Annotated in this window: 11 protein-coding genes; all 11 read left to right on the plus strand. The window is 48.4% G+C overall.

Annotated features, from left to right (window positions below):
* The first annotated feature begins 70 nt into the window (after positions 1-70).
* The 11 genes from tnpC (at position 71) to SCARR_RS01025 (ending at position 18,431) form a co-directional block, all read left to right on the plus strand.
* Positions 71-1,594, plus strand: a complete 1,524-nt coding sequence (gene tnpC, locus SCARR_RS00975) for an IS66 family transposase (RefSeq protein WP_168432867.1) — start codon at positions 71-73, stop codon at positions 1,592-1,594.
* Positions 1,595-1,760: 166 nt separating this feature from the next.
* A complete protein-coding gene (locus SCARR_RS00980; protein WP_136059670.1) occupies positions 1,761-2,027 on the plus strand; it encodes a hypothetical protein in 267 nt (88 codons plus the stop codon).
* A complete protein-coding gene (locus SCARR_RS00985; RefSeq protein ID WP_136059671.1) occupies positions 2,005-2,529 on the plus strand; it encodes a hypothetical protein in 525 nt (174 codons plus the stop codon). Before SCARR_RS00980 ends, SCARR_RS00985 begins: the two co-directional genes overlap by 23 nt.
* A gap of 222 nt (positions 2,530-2,751) precedes the next feature.
* Complete coding sequence (locus tag SCARR_RS00990; RefSeq protein WP_136059672.1) at positions 2,752-5,763, plus strand: hypothetical protein; 3,012 nt, start codon at positions 2,752-2,754, stop codon at positions 5,761-5,763.
* A gap of 79 nt (positions 5,764-5,842) precedes the next feature.
* Positions 5,843-7,648, plus strand: a complete 1,806-nt coding sequence (locus SCARR_RS00995; protein ID WP_136059673.1) for an arylsulfatase — start codon at positions 5,843-5,845, stop codon at positions 7,646-7,648.
* 3 nt (positions 7,649-7,651) lie between these two features.
* Positions 7,652-9,229 (plus strand): alpha-L-fucosidase, encoded by a 1,578-nt coding sequence (locus tag SCARR_RS01000; RefSeq protein ID WP_222846122.1) that lies wholly within the window; start codon positions 7,652-7,654, stop codon positions 9,227-9,229.
* A gap of 90 nt (positions 9,230-9,319) precedes the next feature.
* Complete coding sequence (locus tag SCARR_RS01005; protein WP_407984799.1) at positions 9,320-10,714, plus strand: sulfatase; 1,395 nt, start codon at positions 9,320-9,322, stop codon at positions 10,712-10,714.
* Between the two features lie 107 nt (positions 10,715-10,821).
* Entirely contained in the window at positions 10,822-12,327 is a 1,506-nt protein-coding gene (locus SCARR_RS01010) for a hypothetical protein (protein ID WP_136059675.1), read from the plus strand.
* A gap of 23 nt (positions 12,328-12,350) precedes the next feature.
* Positions 12,351-14,609 carry a CBM96 family carbohydrate-binding protein gene (locus SCARR_RS01015; protein WP_136059676.1) on the plus strand — a complete coding sequence of 753 codons (2,259 nt, stop codon included), beginning with the start codon at positions 12,351-12,353 and terminating at the stop codon, positions 14,607-14,609.
* 163 nt (positions 14,610-14,772) lie between these two features.
* On the plus strand, positions 14,773-16,326 hold the full coding sequence (locus SCARR_RS01020; protein WP_168432871.1) for a sulfatase family protein: 1,554 nt from the start codon (positions 14,773-14,775) through the stop codon (positions 16,324-16,326).
* Positions 16,327-16,352: 26 nt separating this feature from the next.
* Positions 16,353-18,431 (plus strand): DUF1961 family protein, encoded by a 2,079-nt coding sequence (locus tag SCARR_RS01025; RefSeq protein WP_136059678.1) that lies wholly within the window; start codon positions 16,353-16,355, stop codon positions 18,429-18,431.

The following is an 18,431-nucleotide window of genomic DNA, read 5'->3' on the forward strand; positions in this document are numbered from 1 at the left end:
CGCCTATTTTTTTTGCATTTTCCATTAGGGTGGTGCCGCATTTTCAACCTTTTTTGGTATAATGTACGGCATGAATTTTAACCGGGAAAATTTTGATCTGATGGTAAAGGAGCGGACGTCTCTGAATGCCGAAAACACTCAGCTCAAAACCGAAGTTAAACTGCTTAATGAGAAAGTTCAGTATCTGCTGAAAAAACTGTTCGGGCGCAGTTCCGAAAAGTTAAGCCCGGATCAGATGGAACTACTGCTCGATGAACTGCAGGAAGCCCAAGAGGCTCTGGAAATAGCGGAAGAGGCCGAACAGGATGATTCAGAGCCGGTTGAGTCCCGTCGAGGAAAGCGCAAGCCGCTCAAGGAACGGGTCCCGGAAGACCTGCCGGTTGAGCAGGTGATCATCATTCCCGATGAGGTTCAGGGAAATCCTGGTCGCTATAAAAAAATCGGGGAGGAAAAAGTACGGGAGCTCGACGTTGTTCCGACCCGGTATTTTATCCGTGAAATCATTCGAGAAAAGTTTATTGAGATTGATAACCGTGAAGTGCCGCCGCTGATCGCACCAGCTCCGGCAAGACTGATTCCAAACAGCTATGCTTCTGCCGGTCTGCTCCTACAGATCATTCTGAGCAAATATTGCGACCATCTTCCGCTCTACCGTCAGGAACAGGTTTTAAAATACCGCCACGGCATCGAAATCAGCCGCAAAACCATGGGCAACTGGATGTATCTTATCGCCGACTGGTTAACGTTGATCTACGAAGCACTGAGAAATGAAATCCGGCAAAGTGAGTATATTCAGGCCGACGAAACTTTTATCAAATACCAAGACCCGAAAAAGGACCATTGTCCCAATGGATACCTATGGGCCTATCACAGTCCAGGCGTTGGAGTGCTCTTTGAATGGTTTCCGAGTCGTGCTGCATCATGTCTTGATTCGATGCTGACAGATTACGCCGGTCTTCTGCAAAGCGATGGATACGGTTCTTATCCGTCATGGCTGAACGACCCGGCTCATGAACAGGAAAAGGGAAATATTATTCATGCCTGCTGCTGGGCACATGCCCGGCGTAAATTTCATGAGGCCGGGGATTCAATCAGCCGGAAAATTATCAAACTCATTGCGAAGCTCTATCGCAACGAAACCACGTTGCGCAAACAACCGGAGCTCGACCGGGCAACCTATCGGCAGGAACACTCTGCTCCAGTGCTTAATGAAATAAAAACCATTCTGGATCGTGAACAGAAAAAACAACTGCCCAAAAGCAAGCTCGGAGAAGCTATCAGCTATACCCTCAAACGCTGGGACAGCCTGAACCTGTTTCTTGAGCACGGGAAGCTGGAAATCGACAATAACCTTGTCGAAAATGCCATCAGGCCCACGGCCATCGGCAAGAAAAACTTCCTCTTCTTCGGCAGCCCCCGATCCGGTCAGGATAGCGCCATCATATACAGTCTCATCGAAACCTGCCGAAAACTCGACATCAACCCCGCCGACTATTTGCGGGATGTGCTCGAAGCCCTTCCAACCATGGGACAGAACGAAGCTGCCAGCTGGACTCCGGCTCAATGGAACTCATCCCGCGCACAGTCAGCATAAATGCTGTCAAGTGGGTGAACGAACAGACGCATACATTATTTCACATATTGTTAAGTAATAATGCGCAAAGCATCTCTTTGCTTTTGCCTTTGTATCGGTGGCTTTATTTCTTAAATGGTAACGGTTTCCGGTCAGATCTGGACTTTACATCGGCAGGGGAAACAACATGAAATTGAATATTCGCATATTGACGGCTCTGGTTGCGGGAAGTGTATCTGTTGCCGGGACGGCGATTGTTGAATCTCATACCGATACCTTTTCCGGAGGCGGGGGTGGCAGTGCTGCTGGAGGGAAATATGAACGGGTTTCCAGAGACCAATCGTTGTTCACGCTTGAACGCGCAGAACTGGGTGACGGCACCTTGTATGATGATGCTGACGACGGTTGTGTCCGGCTGACACGGAATACGGATGACCGGGAAAAATATCGTTAAGGTTGCGCTCGGAACGGTTGAGCTTGACGATGTTGGTGCGCAGATACAGATCGATTCCGGGTATCGCCATTTGGCTAACCTGACTTCCCTGTGCGAATTTAAGCTGGACGATTATCAGCTGGATGGCGTTTGCAAGCGGATCTGCAGTTTCAAGAGCGATACCGTGCTGAACAACACCTCGCTGCCGCTCTCTACGGCTGATCATGAATCCGAGGGGGGCCGGAAACCTGGTATGACCGGAGTCCTTTCCTATATTGTTCAGCCTGATGACGTGGGCAAGGAGCTATCCCTTGAAATCTCCGTTTATGATTCCACCCCGGAAGGAAAGCGTACACTGCTGATTGAGTCCATCTCTTATCACGTAGCTGTTCCGCACAATGAAGCTCTGGGTCTGGTTTTGTGGTTTAGACTTAATATTGTTGCTGCTTTGTCTGCCTGTTCCCGTATCCGTGTTGATCTGTGTGCATGCGTGGTTATTTCCGTTTCCGGAGATTGGCATTAATGTAGCCGATGCAGAAAAGCGGCGGTAAAATGCGCAGTAATTTGTCCTGATTTGCGAAGATAAGTTCTTTATTCGCCGTGCGCAAATATTGGCATTTTATTGCGCAAAGCATCTCTTTATTTTTCACGGCTCTGTCCTACTATATGCATCATTCCGTAAGAAGGATTATATTCCACGTTCAGCTGGTTGCGGGGTAACTAAACACAAATCATGGAGGAAGTGATGAAAGATCGAGTGATAAGAAACATAGTATTATCAGCCGCTGTAACGGTTGCTGCCGGAACGGCATGGGGAGCGGAGCTTCTGATTAACCCTGCGATAGGCGATTTTGAGTATATCGACTTGGCGAATACGGTTGCTCCGACGAATGATCAGCTTATTGCTGACAGCGAGGCATGGTCGGGGGTTATTTCGAGTGCCGATGAACGATCGAAGGCGAGCTTTTCGACTACTGTGACTTCCGGTTCTTTCTCAGCCGCCTTAGGTGCTTTTGATGAAGGAGGTGAAGTCACGTTGACCTCAACTAATCTGGGAATAAGCCTTGTGGACGGCAATACGTATAAGTTCAGTATTGATATGCGGGTAGGGATCAGCGGAACCCATGGCGTGCTGCTGGAGGTATACCGCGCTTCTGATGATGCACTAATTGCCAGTGACACCCTCAGTATCAGCTCCAAAAATATCTGGTTCACCCAAACCACTGATTTCGTTGCCGGCGCGACGGACGCGGGACAGGATATTTATCTGAAGTTCACCCGTAACTATGACGACCACAACCGAAAAGTTATGGTGATTGACAACATTGTCCTGGAAGAAATCGGTTCTGCTTTCTCGGACGCAGCACGTGTGCTGGCATTTAATGTTGACGCTGAAATGTCGGATTTTGAGTATGTGCAGGATGGTATTGGAATGGATCTCAGCATTGTGTCGCTGGATGGTGCAAGCAACGGTGGATCAACCGATGGTTCGTTTGGTGGTTTTCCCGATCCAGTCGGAGCCAATACCAATACGCCCGCGGCCTACCCCTGGGCGGCTGATGGCGCAAACAGCCTGACTGCCGACATCACGATCACCAACACCTCAGCTCAAACGCTCAAACTTGAGGGTCTCTACTTTGATATTTACCGTAACAGCAGTACCTCGGTACGTGGTGTTTCTCTGGATTATATTGATGGAGATCTTGGTGCAACAGGAACGGTTTACGATGTCTTGCTGCAAACCACGGCTGCCGAAGGCCAGTGGAAAAATTATAGCTGGACCTTTGGAAAGGAAGGCTTCAGTGCAAACGACCAGAGTCAGGTCTTTACGGCATTAGGCGACCAACGCCTGGCTCCGGGAGAAACCGCATCGTTCCGTCTGGTTCTGGAAACCTCTACGGATGCCGCTACCGAGCCGGACATGGGGATGGTCGATAACATTGCTCTCATCGGCGATTTTATTGAAGACGGTGTAATTGTCGATTGGGGCAGTCCGGACATGTTTTTTGCAGATCAGGGTAATACCGATGTGAGGCTGCAGGAGGCCACGGTTACTTCAAACGGAACGTTGATCATCAATAACTATGTGCCCGCCAAACCGACGTTTGACAACACACTTGATGAAGGATTTTACCAGGATCAGCCTTTGTGGGCCATTTATCAGACCGGAAACGGTGGCGCACTGTCCGAGAGCACGGGATTCAGGTATATGAGATTGGCTGGTGGTAGTCCGACTGATGGGGCTCTTATTCTTAATGTCGAAACACCCACCAATGTAACGGATGTCTATCAGAGCAGCCTGCTCTACGTTAAATCAGAAGACTTCTATGATGAAATCGAAACGGGCGAAACGCTCACCAGCCTTTCCATGAACATTGCATCGATATCTGGCGATTCAGCAGCGGTTCGTTTTGCGGTGCAGAACGATGGCCAGTGGTATATCAGCTTTTCCAAGGCGATTGGTGTCGGCGAGTTTGTTCATAATTTTCCCGTGGCGGAAAATGCCTGGGCAGCTTTTACTCCGGCCACAAGTGGATCGACCTCCATGGCATCGGCTGGAGGACTTACTTTTGATGTGTCCGGGGTGATTTTCACCAATGTGGAAGCGGTGGGTTATTTCTTTGAAGGTGAAGATTTGGCGGAATCAGATAATACAGGATTCAAAGTGGAGGGATTTCGTGTGGAGATTGGGGCTGCACCCGCGCTTCCCTCGTCAGATGTACTTGCGTTTAACGTGGACAGCAATGCCTACGACTTTGAATATGTGAAAAGCGGGGTGGATATTTTGCTTAACGTGATCAATACACGCAGTTCGGGCACCTCCGATGGCTCGAAGGATGGTTCCTATGGTTCATTTTTCGATCCGGTCGGTGCCGATACCAACAGTGCCGCATATCCGTGGAGTGGCCGCGGTGACAATCTGCATATTGTTGAGATAACGGTGGCAAATGAGGCACCTAACTCTTCGCTGGATATGGATGGATTCTATTTCGATTATATTCGCCGCAATACCGGTGCGTTGCGCCGGGTAGAACTTGAATATATTGGCGGTGATCTTACCGGAGTTTCCAGCGGCCTGGTATACGGAGTTACTACATCAATTGATGAGTTTATACCCTATGATGAAACCAATGTGGTTGACGGTGTAACCAATGTTGTCCAGATACAGCCATGGGCTGACTTCGACTGGACCTTCGACAGTGAAGGCAGCACGCCGACCATAGCTTCGCCTACGTTCAACGCGCTGGTGGATACGACGCTATCCTATGGAGAATCGGCCACCTTCCGTTTCAGTCTGATTCCGGAAACGGATATTGTTACCGAGTATGGTCAGACTTGGGTCGACAACATTGCGTTCATCGGATCGCTGACACCGGCCGGCTTCGGGCATTGGGTTGACGGTTTTGGGCTTGATCCGGCTGATACTGATCCGGAACTGGATCCGGATAACGATGGCTACAGCAACTTCGATGAATATGTGCGTAATGGTAATCCGAACGATATCGGTAATACTGGAACCGGCACCGTTTTCGCTACGGATGGCAGTGGCTTCATCTATCCGGTTCGTGTGGATGATGAGCAGTTGGTTTATACGGTGGAAACAGATGACAATCTGGTCATTGCACCGGGCTGGACGAATGCGGGGTATACGGCTATGGGAACGAACTCCACCGGCGATGTACTTAACTTTGTGACGAACACCTTCACTGAAGGGAAGTTAGAGCAGTTCATTCGTGTGACTGTTGAACAACTATAGGCTGAGATATTTAACGCGAGCAAGTTTCCGGTTTTCGGAAGCTTGCTCATTTTTTTAGTTAGAACCTGAATAGTCGAATATGAAAACGATAGCACTTTTAGTTACTACTTTGTTTACGATTGGCTTCTTAAGCGTTGGGGCGGTCTCGGCCAAACATCCTAATGTTATACTGATTGTAACTGATGACCAGGGATATGGAGATCTGTCCTGTCATGGAAATCCGATTGTAAAAACGCCCGCATTGGACACATTATACAACGAATCAATACGCTTTACTGATTTTCATGTGTCATCCATCTGTACGCCGAGTAGGAGTCAGATTCTGACCGGGCAGGACGCCTGTAGAAATGGAGCGTTTGCATGGGGGTACAGCCGGGAAATTATTCACGAGGATGTGCCGTTGATGCCCGAAATTTTCAAGGCCAATGGCTATGCCACAGGACATTTCGGAAAATGGCATTTGGGCGACAACTATCCGTTTCGTCCAATAGATCGGGGATTTGACGAGTCGATCAAACATGGCGGAGCATCCATATTCCAAACACCTGATTATTGGGATAACGATTGTGTGGATGATCATTATGAACACAACGGAAAGATAAGGCAGTTCAAAGGGTACTGTACGGATGTTTGGTTCGAGGAAACACGGAAGTTTATTTTAAATAATATGAAAAAGAATAAACCTTTCTTTGTGTATCTCCCGACCAACGCGCCGCATAGTCCTCATATCGTTTCTGAAAAATACAGTAGAGTATATGCTGAGGCCTTGGAAAATATATATGGAAATAGGGAGGCCGGGCTCGCAACGGATATCCGTGAAAAAGTCGCGATCTATTTCGGTATGATTGCAAATGTCGACGAAAACATCTCAAAGCTTGATACGTTCCTGAAGAAAAGTGGGTTGTATGAAAATACGATACTTATATTCATGTCTGACAACGGCACTACAGTGGGATCTTTTGTCTACAATGCAGAAATGAAAGGTCGGAAAAAGTCGCTATACGAAGGAGGGCATCGTGTACCCTTTTTCATCCGCTGGCCGAAAGCGAAGCTCAACACCGGGACAGATGTAGATGTGTTGACGCATGCTCAGGATATCCTGCCGACTCTCATCGATCTGTGTGGTTTGGATTATATGAGTGGGGAGTTTGACGGACAGACGCTGAAACCTTTACTTGAAAGCAGGCAGACTCAATTAGGCGACCGTATTTTGGTGATGCAAAATGCTATGGCACCGTTGCCGGAAAAATACAAGGCAACGATTATGTGGAACAAGTGGCGGTTGATAAAAAACAGGGAGTTGTATGATGTGCATGCTGATCCGGGGCAGGCAAACGATGTTGCTGTACAAAATCCGGAAATTGTGAATTCGCTCCAGATGCACTATGAAAAATGGTGGGAAGGGGTTCAGGACTCTTTAGGGAGGGTTCCGGCCATACCCGTTGGGGGTGAACAGTGTAAAAACATCACGTTGACCTGTTTCGATTGGCATGGGTTTGAAGGTGAAGGAAATGTAACTATTCAACCGACTGTGCGCATGGGTGGATCTGCAAACGGCAATTGGAATATTGAGGTGCTGGAAGATGGTGAATATGAAGTCAGGTGTTCGAGATGGCCTGAAGAGGCAGAGACCCCCATGGTTTCGGGAATGCCGGAACATCAAACACTAACCATGATGTATCCAGAAGGAAAAGCATTACCGATTGCCTGGTCTGTGTTTCAGGTGGGTGACGATGAGCAGGTGGTGAAGGTAAAAGCGTCCGACTTGTGGTCCAGTGCTGTTTTCAACCTTAAAAAAGGACGGTACAGCCTTCGCGCGACCTTGATGGATAAGGAGAAAGAACTCATTTGTGGAGCTTATTACGCCTATATAAGGAAAATGTGAGTGATGGGAGAAGTAGAAGAAAATGAAAAGAGTACGCATGGCTGTTGTGCGAATTCTTATGATGGCGATGCATTCGGTATGCGCAAAAAACGGGATGAGCACTGTATGAAAAAAAGTATGTTAATATTCTCTGTGAGTTTGTTTTGTGTTGGAGTTGCGGTATCTCAAGAGCGACCTTTTGATCGGTATAATGAGAGCTTTGCAACTCTGTGGTTTCATCAGGTTCCTGAATGGTTTCAGGATGCGAAGTTCGGTATTTATACGCACTGGACGCCCACAACAATTGGATGTGAAAAAACAGGTGCGGGTTGGTATCCTTTTGAAATGTATCAACACGATGGCGTTTATGGCGGAAAGCTTCGGAAAAAGAGTGATCAGCCCCATGACGCCTACCTCTATCACACCAAAGCTTACGGCAATCCGAAGGACTTCGGCTGGAAGGATATGATACCTTTATTCAAGCCCACGAAATTCGATGCCAAGGAATGGGTAGATCTGTTTGAGCAAGCCGGGGCAAAGTTTGCGGGACCTGTAGCTATACATCACGATGGCTATGCGATGTGGGATAGCGATGTTACCCGATGGAATGCCAAGGCTTTGGCGGGTTTTGATCCGTCGGCTGAGCTTGTAAAAGAAATCAGAAAGCGGGGGATGAAATATATTGCTTCGTTCCACCATAGCCATACTTGGCGTTACTTCATTCCCTCCTATGGGTTTGATGGTTCAGATCCCGACTATGTGGATCTCTATTTTGAACCCCATGCCTATGGTGCTCCGCTTTCGCCACTGTTCAAAAAATGGTGGAGAAGTTTGCTGGATGAGTATTTGGAAAAATATGACCCGGATATGGTGTGGTTCGATATGGGCACTAGGGATATTCCGACGGAATTGATGTATCCATTCCTCGCTAGGTACTATAACCATGCTGAAGATGCGAACAAGGAAGTCGCGGTGACCTTCAAAGACTATGCACCGAAACTGCCGGGTGGCATCGTCGATTATGAAAAGGGCAGAGTGCAGAACAAGCAGAAGGGGGCATGGCTTACGGACGACACGATCAATCCGAGCTGGTTTAACTTCCCTCAGTCGGTAGATAAGGATGCCAACGATGTCGTTGACATGCTAATTGACATTGTGAGCAAAAATGGTTGTTTGCTTCTCAATATAGCCCCCGATTCCGAAGGTCGTATTTCCGGCTATGAAAAGGAAGTGCTTCTTGAAATCGGAGCTTGGTTGAAGACCAACGGTGAAGCCATTTATAACACTCGAACCTGGAGAGTGGCGGAAGAAGGGCCTACAAAGTTAAAGGGTGATGGAAGCTTCCTGAAGCAGAAAACCGTTTATACGAACAAGGACATTCGGTTTACTCAAAGCAAAGATGGTAAAATCGTCTATGTTATCGTGCTTGACCGACCGGGTTCAGAGGTGTTGATTCGGTCAATAACTGAAGCGCCGAAGGATATCCGGCTGTTGGGTTTTGAGGGTAAAATCAGTTGGGAAATGAGCAATAATGGTTGCCGTATTATGTTTCCTGAACCAGCAATGACTGCGTGCGCTTATGCGTTCAAACTTGCTTACTGATGTTCGTTCACGATTGTAATCCATAAATGATTGAAAAGGTATAGTATGCCAAACAATATTTGCACAAAGGCACTTGTAATCACAATAGCGGTGCTATTTCTGTTCGGTGAGAGAGTTGCTGTCCATGCAGGAGCCAAACCTATAAGCAGACCTAATATTCTATTTATTTCGATTGATGATTTGAATGATTGGTCTGGCTGTCTTGGGAATCACATCGGAGTGAAAACTCCAAACATTGACCGATTGGCGAAAAATGGAATGCTCTTTTCGAATGCACATTGCCAAGCTCCGCTGTGCGGGCCCTCGCGGGCTTCGGTTTATACCGGCATGTACCCGCACTCAACCGGCATATATAACCAGATTCATGACGAAGAGATTAAGAAGAGCGGGCCGATAGCGGCGAATGCAGTATTTCTTCCGGACTATTTCGAAGCGTTTGGTTATAAGACACTGGGAGTCGGGAAACTGTTTCATAAAGGCGACAATGCAGGAGCCTATGATTTGTATGGGGGGGTCTTCCCGGAAATGGGCTTCGGGCCAAATCCAAAGAAACGCGTAAATTTCGACCCTAAATGGTTCACGGATAAAGCGAATACTTCCACCGATTGGGCGCCGCTCAATATGGACGATTCGGAAATGTCGGATTATAAAATTGCCGAATGGGCCGTCGATGCGTTGAAGCAGGATCATGAAAAGCCATTCTTAATGGCTGTCGGATTTATCCGCCCCCATGTTCCATGGCATGTTCCGCAAAAATGGTTTAATATGTTTCCGGTTGAATCCATTGAGCTTCCTCAATACAAAGCCGACGATTTGGATGATGTTCCGGAATATTCGAGGAACCTACACGCCATGCCGCAAATGCCTAAAACCGAGTGGTTGATTAAAGAAAAACAGTGGAAACCGATGCTGCAGGGATACCTGGCCTGCATGGCTTTTATGGATCACCAGCTTGGAAAAGTTTTGGATGCGCTGGAAAACAGTAGCTATGCAGATAATACGGTTGTCGTACTGTGGTCGGATCATGGTTACCATTTGGGCGAGAAGAACCGTGTCTGTAAGCACTCCCTCTGGCAACGCTCAACACATGTTCCCCTGATCTTTGCCGGAGCCGGAATCGTTCGCGGGCAACGGTGCGGTGCGCAGGTCGGTTTGATCGATATGTATCCCACACTGGTGGAACTGTGCGGATTGGAAGCCAATGCAGCGAACCAGGGGAACAGCCTTGTTCCTTTGTTGAACAATCCAAGTATAAAATGGAATCATCCGGCATTCACGTCATACGGATACAAAAATATTTCAATCTACCTGGATGGTTTCCATTTTATTCATTATGCGGATGGTTCCGCTGAGTTGTACGACACGGATTCGGATCCGAACGAATGGCGTAATTTGGCGGGAAGTAGCGCGTACGCATCGCATATCCGAATGTTTAAACAGCGGTTGCCGAAAGAGTCCGCTGTGTTGTCTCCGAGCTGTTGGTAATTAGAAAAGGAAAACAGATGTGCCATTACTCTATAAAAAACATGTTGGGATTAATATTTCCCCTAATGGGTCTATGTGTTTCAGGCCATGCGGATACACAGAACAGGATGCAGAATCAGGGAGAACTGTCGTCTATTTTCGAGTCAAAGGTGGATGAGGAATTCCTGAAAGCCAAATTAGAGAGGAAGGCATCTAAGAAGCAGCGACGGAGAGCCGAAAATTTCCCCAAGATCAAAATCAGGGCCGAAGAAGTATTGAGAAAAAAGCTATTTGCAAAAGAGAAGATGATCAAGCTTCCTGTGCGCGTAAATGGAACGGTTTTGTTTGAGAGTGTGTCAGGCCCCGCAACGGAACAAGAGTTGTCCACTCTGGCAGATCTTCTCTTGCTTACCGATTGGGCCGAACGATTACCTACGTGGAATGATCAGGAAACTCCGATGCAGTTTTCATTCGTTTGTCGTAATATCAGTGATTTGAATACCAAACAAAAACTGATCGACCGTTTGCTGGAAATCAGCAGATATTGCGCCGCGATGCGTTATGACCGATGGGCGGAGCGGGAGGGTATCAACATCCATTCGCTAGAAGGGGTTGTTCCGCGCATGTGGCCGGGATTCCCTGGGGGAGAGCAGCGGGGAGCTCCATCGCTTTCGCCCGTGGGGCCGATTGCCTATTTTGCAGAATGCGCCTTCATGATTGCCAATACGCCTGCGTTGCATGTTCGGAAATCAATGAGCGGTAAAACCTATTTGGAGGAAATGCTTTGGTGCCTTGAGGAGACATTGCAGGTTCAACGTGAATTAGTTTGGGATTTCTACACTGAGGTCGGACAGAAAAACAGCAACCGGTTTGTTCCCTACACGGATGCTCAGATAGGGTTGAAATATAAGGAGTATTTAACTCGGCGACCGGACCGAGTGGTGTTTCATTCAGCAACGGATCTGCCTGCCGGCGAAATGCCCCCGTGGAACAGGGCCATGTTCGTGACTTCGGCGGGCGCGCCTGCGCTGATAGCTCGGAATGAGCTGATTCGGGGCGGACTGGACAATTGGCTGACTGAAGACATGCTGGAGGAATTTTCACGTATGGAATTGATGATGAAGGCACAGCTGGAATACTTCCGCGCTAGCGCGCGGGTGGTCGAAGGATCGAACACGCCCGGCACCAACATTCTGAACTGGAACTATTCTGCGCACGATCCGGATCGACTATACAATTCCATGGGGCACTGTGGATCGGATTTTTTTCACAATTATGTTGCATGGAACTACGGTTTGTTTCGCGATGAGTTCCTTTCAGCAAGCGATCTTCAGCTTATTGCCAACATGGTGAAATATAATCTGTTCGCAGGGATCAGCGAAGATGGAAAACCACTATTTTGCGCATACAATACCGGCAGTACGAAAAGACTGGCCAGCGCTGCACGGCCAATACTTTATGTGCTCGGTTCCATCGATGATGATGTATGGCGTATGACGTCTGTGAGTTCGTTGTTTGAGCTCCAGAAGGAATCGAATCAGGTTGATTTAGTCGGCCTGACCGATAGGATTTTCTTTATTCTGTTCACCAAAGATTTGCGGGCAAAGGGTAGGATGTCTGAGTTTTATTTTTAGAAATTTAAGAAGAAGGGCGGATAATGCATCATCGAAAGATACTGTTCTCTGGCATTCTGCGGGTGTTCATGATGATGCATACGGTCGTTTTTGCACTGCAACCGGACAATACCTTGAGTGTCGTTGCCGATGGTGGCGCAGTCGGGGATGGCATTTCTGATGACACGGATGAAATCAATGCCACGATCTCCAGAGCCTTGTCGCAGGCAAAGGATGTCTATTTTCCGGTTGGTGAATACAAGATTTCTGGAGATATCATCGCTAAGAACGGTGTAAGCTTGTACGGGGATTTCAGTGGTGTGTCTCTAATCAAAGCCGCATCGGGCGTTCAGATGATTGGTGACGATATTAAAGCAAATGTAGTGAAGAATGTGGACATCAAGGATCTGTTTCTCCTGAACGTGCAGGTTTTCTTTCTAGGTAAAACGGCATCTATAACAAAGGAGAATATTTCGGTCGCGCGTTGTGTCAGCATTGCTACAAATGCCAATTATTATACTACTCGAGCAGGGTATCAGATGAATGTCGAGGCGGTGAATAACATCAGTTTTGAAGACAATATCTTGCTGCAGGCGGCCTCGAGCCAGGCCAAGGGCTTGCAGACGGATACCTGTAACGGTGTTGTCGTTCGGTACACTATCATTGGAATGGATCTTAACAATCTCAGTTGGCTTGATACCGAATGGAAAGGGTATGGAAGTTGGGATAATATTGAGGTCAAGCTAGGGGAGGTTAAGTTAACCCATGGCTTTGATGATGATATGGGTCGTATTGAACAGGGGCATAAATCGCTATCTGATACGGATGTGTTGGTCCGGGGTAATATCTATAACGGTAGTCCTGCGGATGATTCGGATTCATCCATTCAGGATCATGCAGCCTATGTTCGCGACTGGACGAATTTCGACTTTGTGGAAAACTGGGTGCGTGGTTGGCCAAATGGCGCTTCGGGAGGGATCAAGTTTCGCAATGCCAATGGGCCTGGGGCAGTTGCGGCCAACAAGTTGGTAAATACGCCGTATATTTCTGCGGGAAATGCCTCATCTACTTTGCCTGAGGCTTATTCGAATATGTTGCTCTACCGAAACTACTTTGTATTGGATGCTGAATATTTTACAGAGCTAGAAAAACATGGGATTTACTACCAGGAAAATGGAGGTGTTGATGCAGAGGACTTGAATAATGAATATGCAGAAAATATCTATAGTTGTGCATCCGGAGAGGTGCCTATAAAGCTGTTTGTTGTCGATGTGAGCGGACATACAATTTATGACTCGAATGTTTATGAAGGAACAGGCATTCCGATCAACATTGACTCCCCAAATGGTTTGGTTTCCCCGGAAAGTGGTGCTCCGGATTTATCGCGTACGGATTCTTATCAAAACTATACCATTCCCCACCTAAATATTCCCGAATATGGCGAAGATCCTCCGGCTCCTCCGGGGCCCGGTACACTGGAATTCGATGTTGTGGATGACTCCACGGTAAAAAAAGTAGATCCTGATGCAGTCTTCGGAACATCCGCCGTAATGAATCTGCGAGGCGAGGGAGATAAGGAAATGAATGCCTATCTCAAATTTACAGTTTCAGAGGTGCCCGGCACCATTTCGGAAGTAAAAGTAAAACTCTATTCACTGCATGCACATACTGTTGAGATTCTTCGGGTGAATGATGTTTCATGGAACGAAACTTCCATGACCTGGAACTCCCGGGCATCGATGAATAATTCCATCATGACGCAGCCGGTCGGCGCGAACGAATGGGTTGAACTGGATGTTACGGATGTCGTAACAAGCAACGGAACGTATGCGTTTGGGCTGAAAACGACTAGCGGAAGCTACCGTAATTTTTCTTCAAAGGAGGGGGCAAATCCTCCGAAACTGCTGGTGACCCATACCGGAGCATCTGCTGACGGCGATCTTGATGATGACTTGATCCCCGATGTTTGGGAAATGGAGTATTTCGGGAATGCAACCAATGCGGTATCCGGGCTGGATCCGGATGAAGATGGGTTTGATAATCTGGCTGAATATATTTCCGGCACCATTCCAACCAATGGAAATTCTTGGTTCGTCGTGGAAAATAGGGGGTGTCAGTCCGGCATGATGGTTTCCTGGCACTCTGTTTCCGGGCGGGTTTACGATGTTGGGTTCAGCTCTTCGATAACAAATACATTTACAAATATTGTTTCCGGAATTCATTATCCTAAAGATACGTATATTGATTCTGAACCGCGTGCCGGATCCTCTGGTTTCTACCGGGTCGATGTGCGTATTCCGTAGCACCGTCTACGCATATCGTGGTTGACTATTGCGCAAAAGAAATGTGCCATTTGCCTCGAACATTGGGTATGTTTTTACACGTTATGAAGTGAATATATTGCCGCTTTTGCGGTGAATGATCTTTAAGTTGGATTTTGGCAAGCGCCCAATTAGGAGTCATAGAATGAATCGACGGAACTATCTCTTTACTTCAGGTATGGCGGTCGGGGCAGTATCCCTTCCCGGAAAGGTCGCCGCCTCAGAAAACAAGGGCCCTAATTTGCTCTTCATTTTTCCCGACCAGATGCGCCGCGAAGCGATGGGGTTCTGGCAAAAGGGAAAATTCAAGGGGGCTTTGAATACCGTCAGCGACCCGGTAATTACGCCTGCCTTGGATAAGCTTGCGCAGGAAAGTGTCGTATTTACACAGGCGGTCAGCACTTGTCCGGTCTGCAGTCCGCACCGCGCCATGCTGATGTCGGGGATGTGGCCGTGGCAGAACGGGGTCGTGAACAACTGTCATCAGAACCGTCCGGACTCTCTGAAGCATGATATTGACTGCTTCACCGATGTGTTGGCCCAGTCGGGTTATGACACCTGCTACGTGGGCAAGACGCACTGGGAGCGCAACGACCCGCTATTCGACGAAAACCAGAACTATGTCGGCACAGCCGAAGCGCCCGGCGGCCATCACTTTAATCCGTACGACACCTACATTCCGCCGGGCCGCGGCCGGCATGGAGTCGACTACTGGTTCCAGTGCGTAAAAGATGTCCATAAGGATCCGCGCGTCTATTCCAACCGCCCCGAACGGATCGACGGCAAGGCCGATGGTGTGCAGCACCGCCCGGAAATCTATTCGCCGAAGCTTGAAGCGGATGTGCTGGTTGACTATTTGAAAAACAATATCGGACAGCGCGATGCCTCAAAGCCCTTTTCCATCATCTGGGCGCCGAACCCGCCGCATAACCCATATGCTTCCGAGAAGGATTGCGATGAGATCGCCTATCGCGAGTTTTACAAAGACAAGCATTCTGACGAGCTTCTGATTCGTCCGAATGTCGTGGAATCCGATGCGGAAAATCTCGCCAAGGCAAAGAAAAGCGTGCCGTTCTATTTCGCCAACATCACTGGCGTCGATAAGCAACTGGGACGGGTGTTCCAGGCTTTGGAGCAATCTGGCGAGGCCGACAACACCATTGTGGTCTTTACGGCTGACCATGGCGAAATGATGGGCAGCCACAATAAGTTCGGCAAGCTCGTCATTTATGAAGAAGCGTTCTGTGTGCCGTTCATGATCAAGTATCCGGGCAAGACCAAGGGAACGCTTGAAGATCTGATGATCACCCCGGTCGATATTATGCCGACTGTTCTCGGTATGCTGGGCTTGAAAAAACGAATTCCTTCAACGGTCGAGGGCAAAAACTTTTCCCGCGAAATCATCTCCGGCGACTGGTCGGCGACCGACAAACCGAAATCGGCGCACTTCCTCGGAATTAACAAAGAGGTCAAGGGGCTGCGCACCGACCGCTATTCGTTCCAGATCGATAAGGAAGGAAAGCAGATTTTGTTTGATAACGAAACCGACCCCTATCAGATGAAAGAGTTACAGCTCGCCGATATTTCTCAGGCGGATGCAGACTTCATTGTTTCCGAGCTAGGCATGTGGCTGAAACAGTCGAACGATCCATGGTACCGGAAACGAAAACTTTCTGAATTAATTAACTATCCGGCATGACCGGCTTGAAGAAGGACGCTTGAACTATGATTTATTCGAAACCGTTTTTATCTGCGATTACCCTGTTATTTATTCTGACGGCGTTCCTTCCGGATGAGGCATCAGCCCGGACGAAAGGCCGTGAGCTGATCCGTAACATGGACTATATCGAAGCAACGGCCGTCAATAAATACAACTGGGAGGATCCGGCGGCAAAGCACATGGTGCTCGACAGTGTGCAGGGCGAACTGACGGCGCGGGAGCTGGAAGGGCTGAAGCAATACCTCCTGAATGCCTGGGAACCGACGCACAATGCGGTGAACTATTATTTCCGGAAACGGTCAAACAGCTATGCGCTGGAATGGATCTACGAAAAGGATCAGGATCTTGCGCTGGTGAATCGGGCCATTGAACTGGCGCAGAAGTCCATCGACTATCGGAATGATAATATCGGGAATGTTGATCCGCGGTACACCTCCTATAAAATCAGCTACGACCGCAGTGTCGCGCCGGTCTGGCCGAACTATAAGGAACTTGAAGTCTATGAAGACGGTTCCCTTGGCCTGGCGCCGGGCGCCGGCGGATTTGCCGGCCTGGATGTCATTTCGGTGCCGGTGAGGATGATTGCATCTGACCCCTCCATCTGGGAGAAGCAATATAATGGGAACACCTACCTTGACATTGCTTTGCGGCTGGCTGGAGAAGCACAGAAGACGCTGGACTATACCTACCGTGTTTTTGTGGGGGTCGATGAGCTGATCCGCTATCCCGACACCATGCAACGTGAAGAGTGGCATGGGGGAGTCTATATTTATAATCGTGTGTTTCCGATCATGTCCGGTGCGATTGCCCTAGCCGAGGCGTATGAAGCCTTCGGTATACATCCTGAATATGTGGCGAAAATTGACCGTGTGAATCAGGCCATGATCGATTTTCTGCTGGGTCAGATGGTCTACTTCGAAGCCAATGGAAAAGAGTGTGTCTTTTATCCCTACAGCGATTATTCGAGGAAAAAGAATCCGGATCAGTCGGAGGATTTTACGCACGGTTCATTTGATTCGCGGGATTTTCAGCTTTTTTACCGGAGCGGACGCTACGGTTTCCCCGAGCGGGTCGTCCATGCCATGGCCAACACGCTGGTTGAAGTTGCCGACAAGGGCAATGGTAAATTTGCAGAGCGTCTAAACGGTAAAGGAGCGGTGAAGAAGGGGACGCCGATTTCCTATGATGGCTATATCTGGTACGCGGCCTACCGTCCGGAAATCTATGACATACTTATCGATTATACCCTCACGAACGGGATTACCCGGAAAGAGGGCATTTACGACTCCTACTGCCTGTTTGAAATCCTGAAGCTGAAGGACACGATCGCGAAAAAACCAAAGCTGATCTATTCCAATTCATTCGATGATGCAACAGCTCTGGAGGATTGGATCATGGAGGGGCCGGGACATGCCTCTGTTCAGGATGGCAAACTGCTGCTGCATAGCCGCTATGCAAAACAGACGCAGAAATTCCGGGACGAGGGCGGCAGCGAAACAGCGGCGCGCGATTTTGTTGAAGAGCTGATGCGGAACGATGTTGGAGAAGAGGGCGTTAAGGCGTTAACCGTGGATGGAAAATTCCAGAACGCTCATTTTGTGCTGTGGAACAAAAACCCGGCGCCGGAAAATTATATTTTTGAATGCGATTTTCAGAGTCTGAATACATACCCGCTGCATATGATTATGTTCAGCCATTTGGGTTTGGGCGGGGAGAGTGTATTTGATCCGGGGCTCAAGCCGCGCAATGGAATTGCCGGACGATACACCAAGGGGGATCTGGTCGGATACCGCATCAGTTATTTTCATCCGCAGCGCGAAACATCCAATCTTCGGAAAAGTCCGGAAAAGAAGATTCTGATTACCGGGGGCGATGGAACGGATGAGAATCCCGACAGGGTGCATAAGCTCCGAATTACCAAGATCGGAAATAAAGTGGAGTGGACGATCAACGGTAAAAAATCATTCACCTACATCGAAGAAAACCCTGAAAAGGTGCTGGGCGGCGGATATTTTGCCATCCGCTTGATGAATCCGGCCATGGGACTGTACGACAATGTTAAAATTTACGCGCTGGATGGTTAA

Source organism: Pontiella sulfatireligans (assembly GCF_900890705.1).
Taxonomy (GTDB): domain Bacteria; phylum Verrucomicrobiota; class Kiritimatiellia; order Kiritimatiellales; family Pontiellaceae; genus Pontiella; species Pontiella sulfatireligans.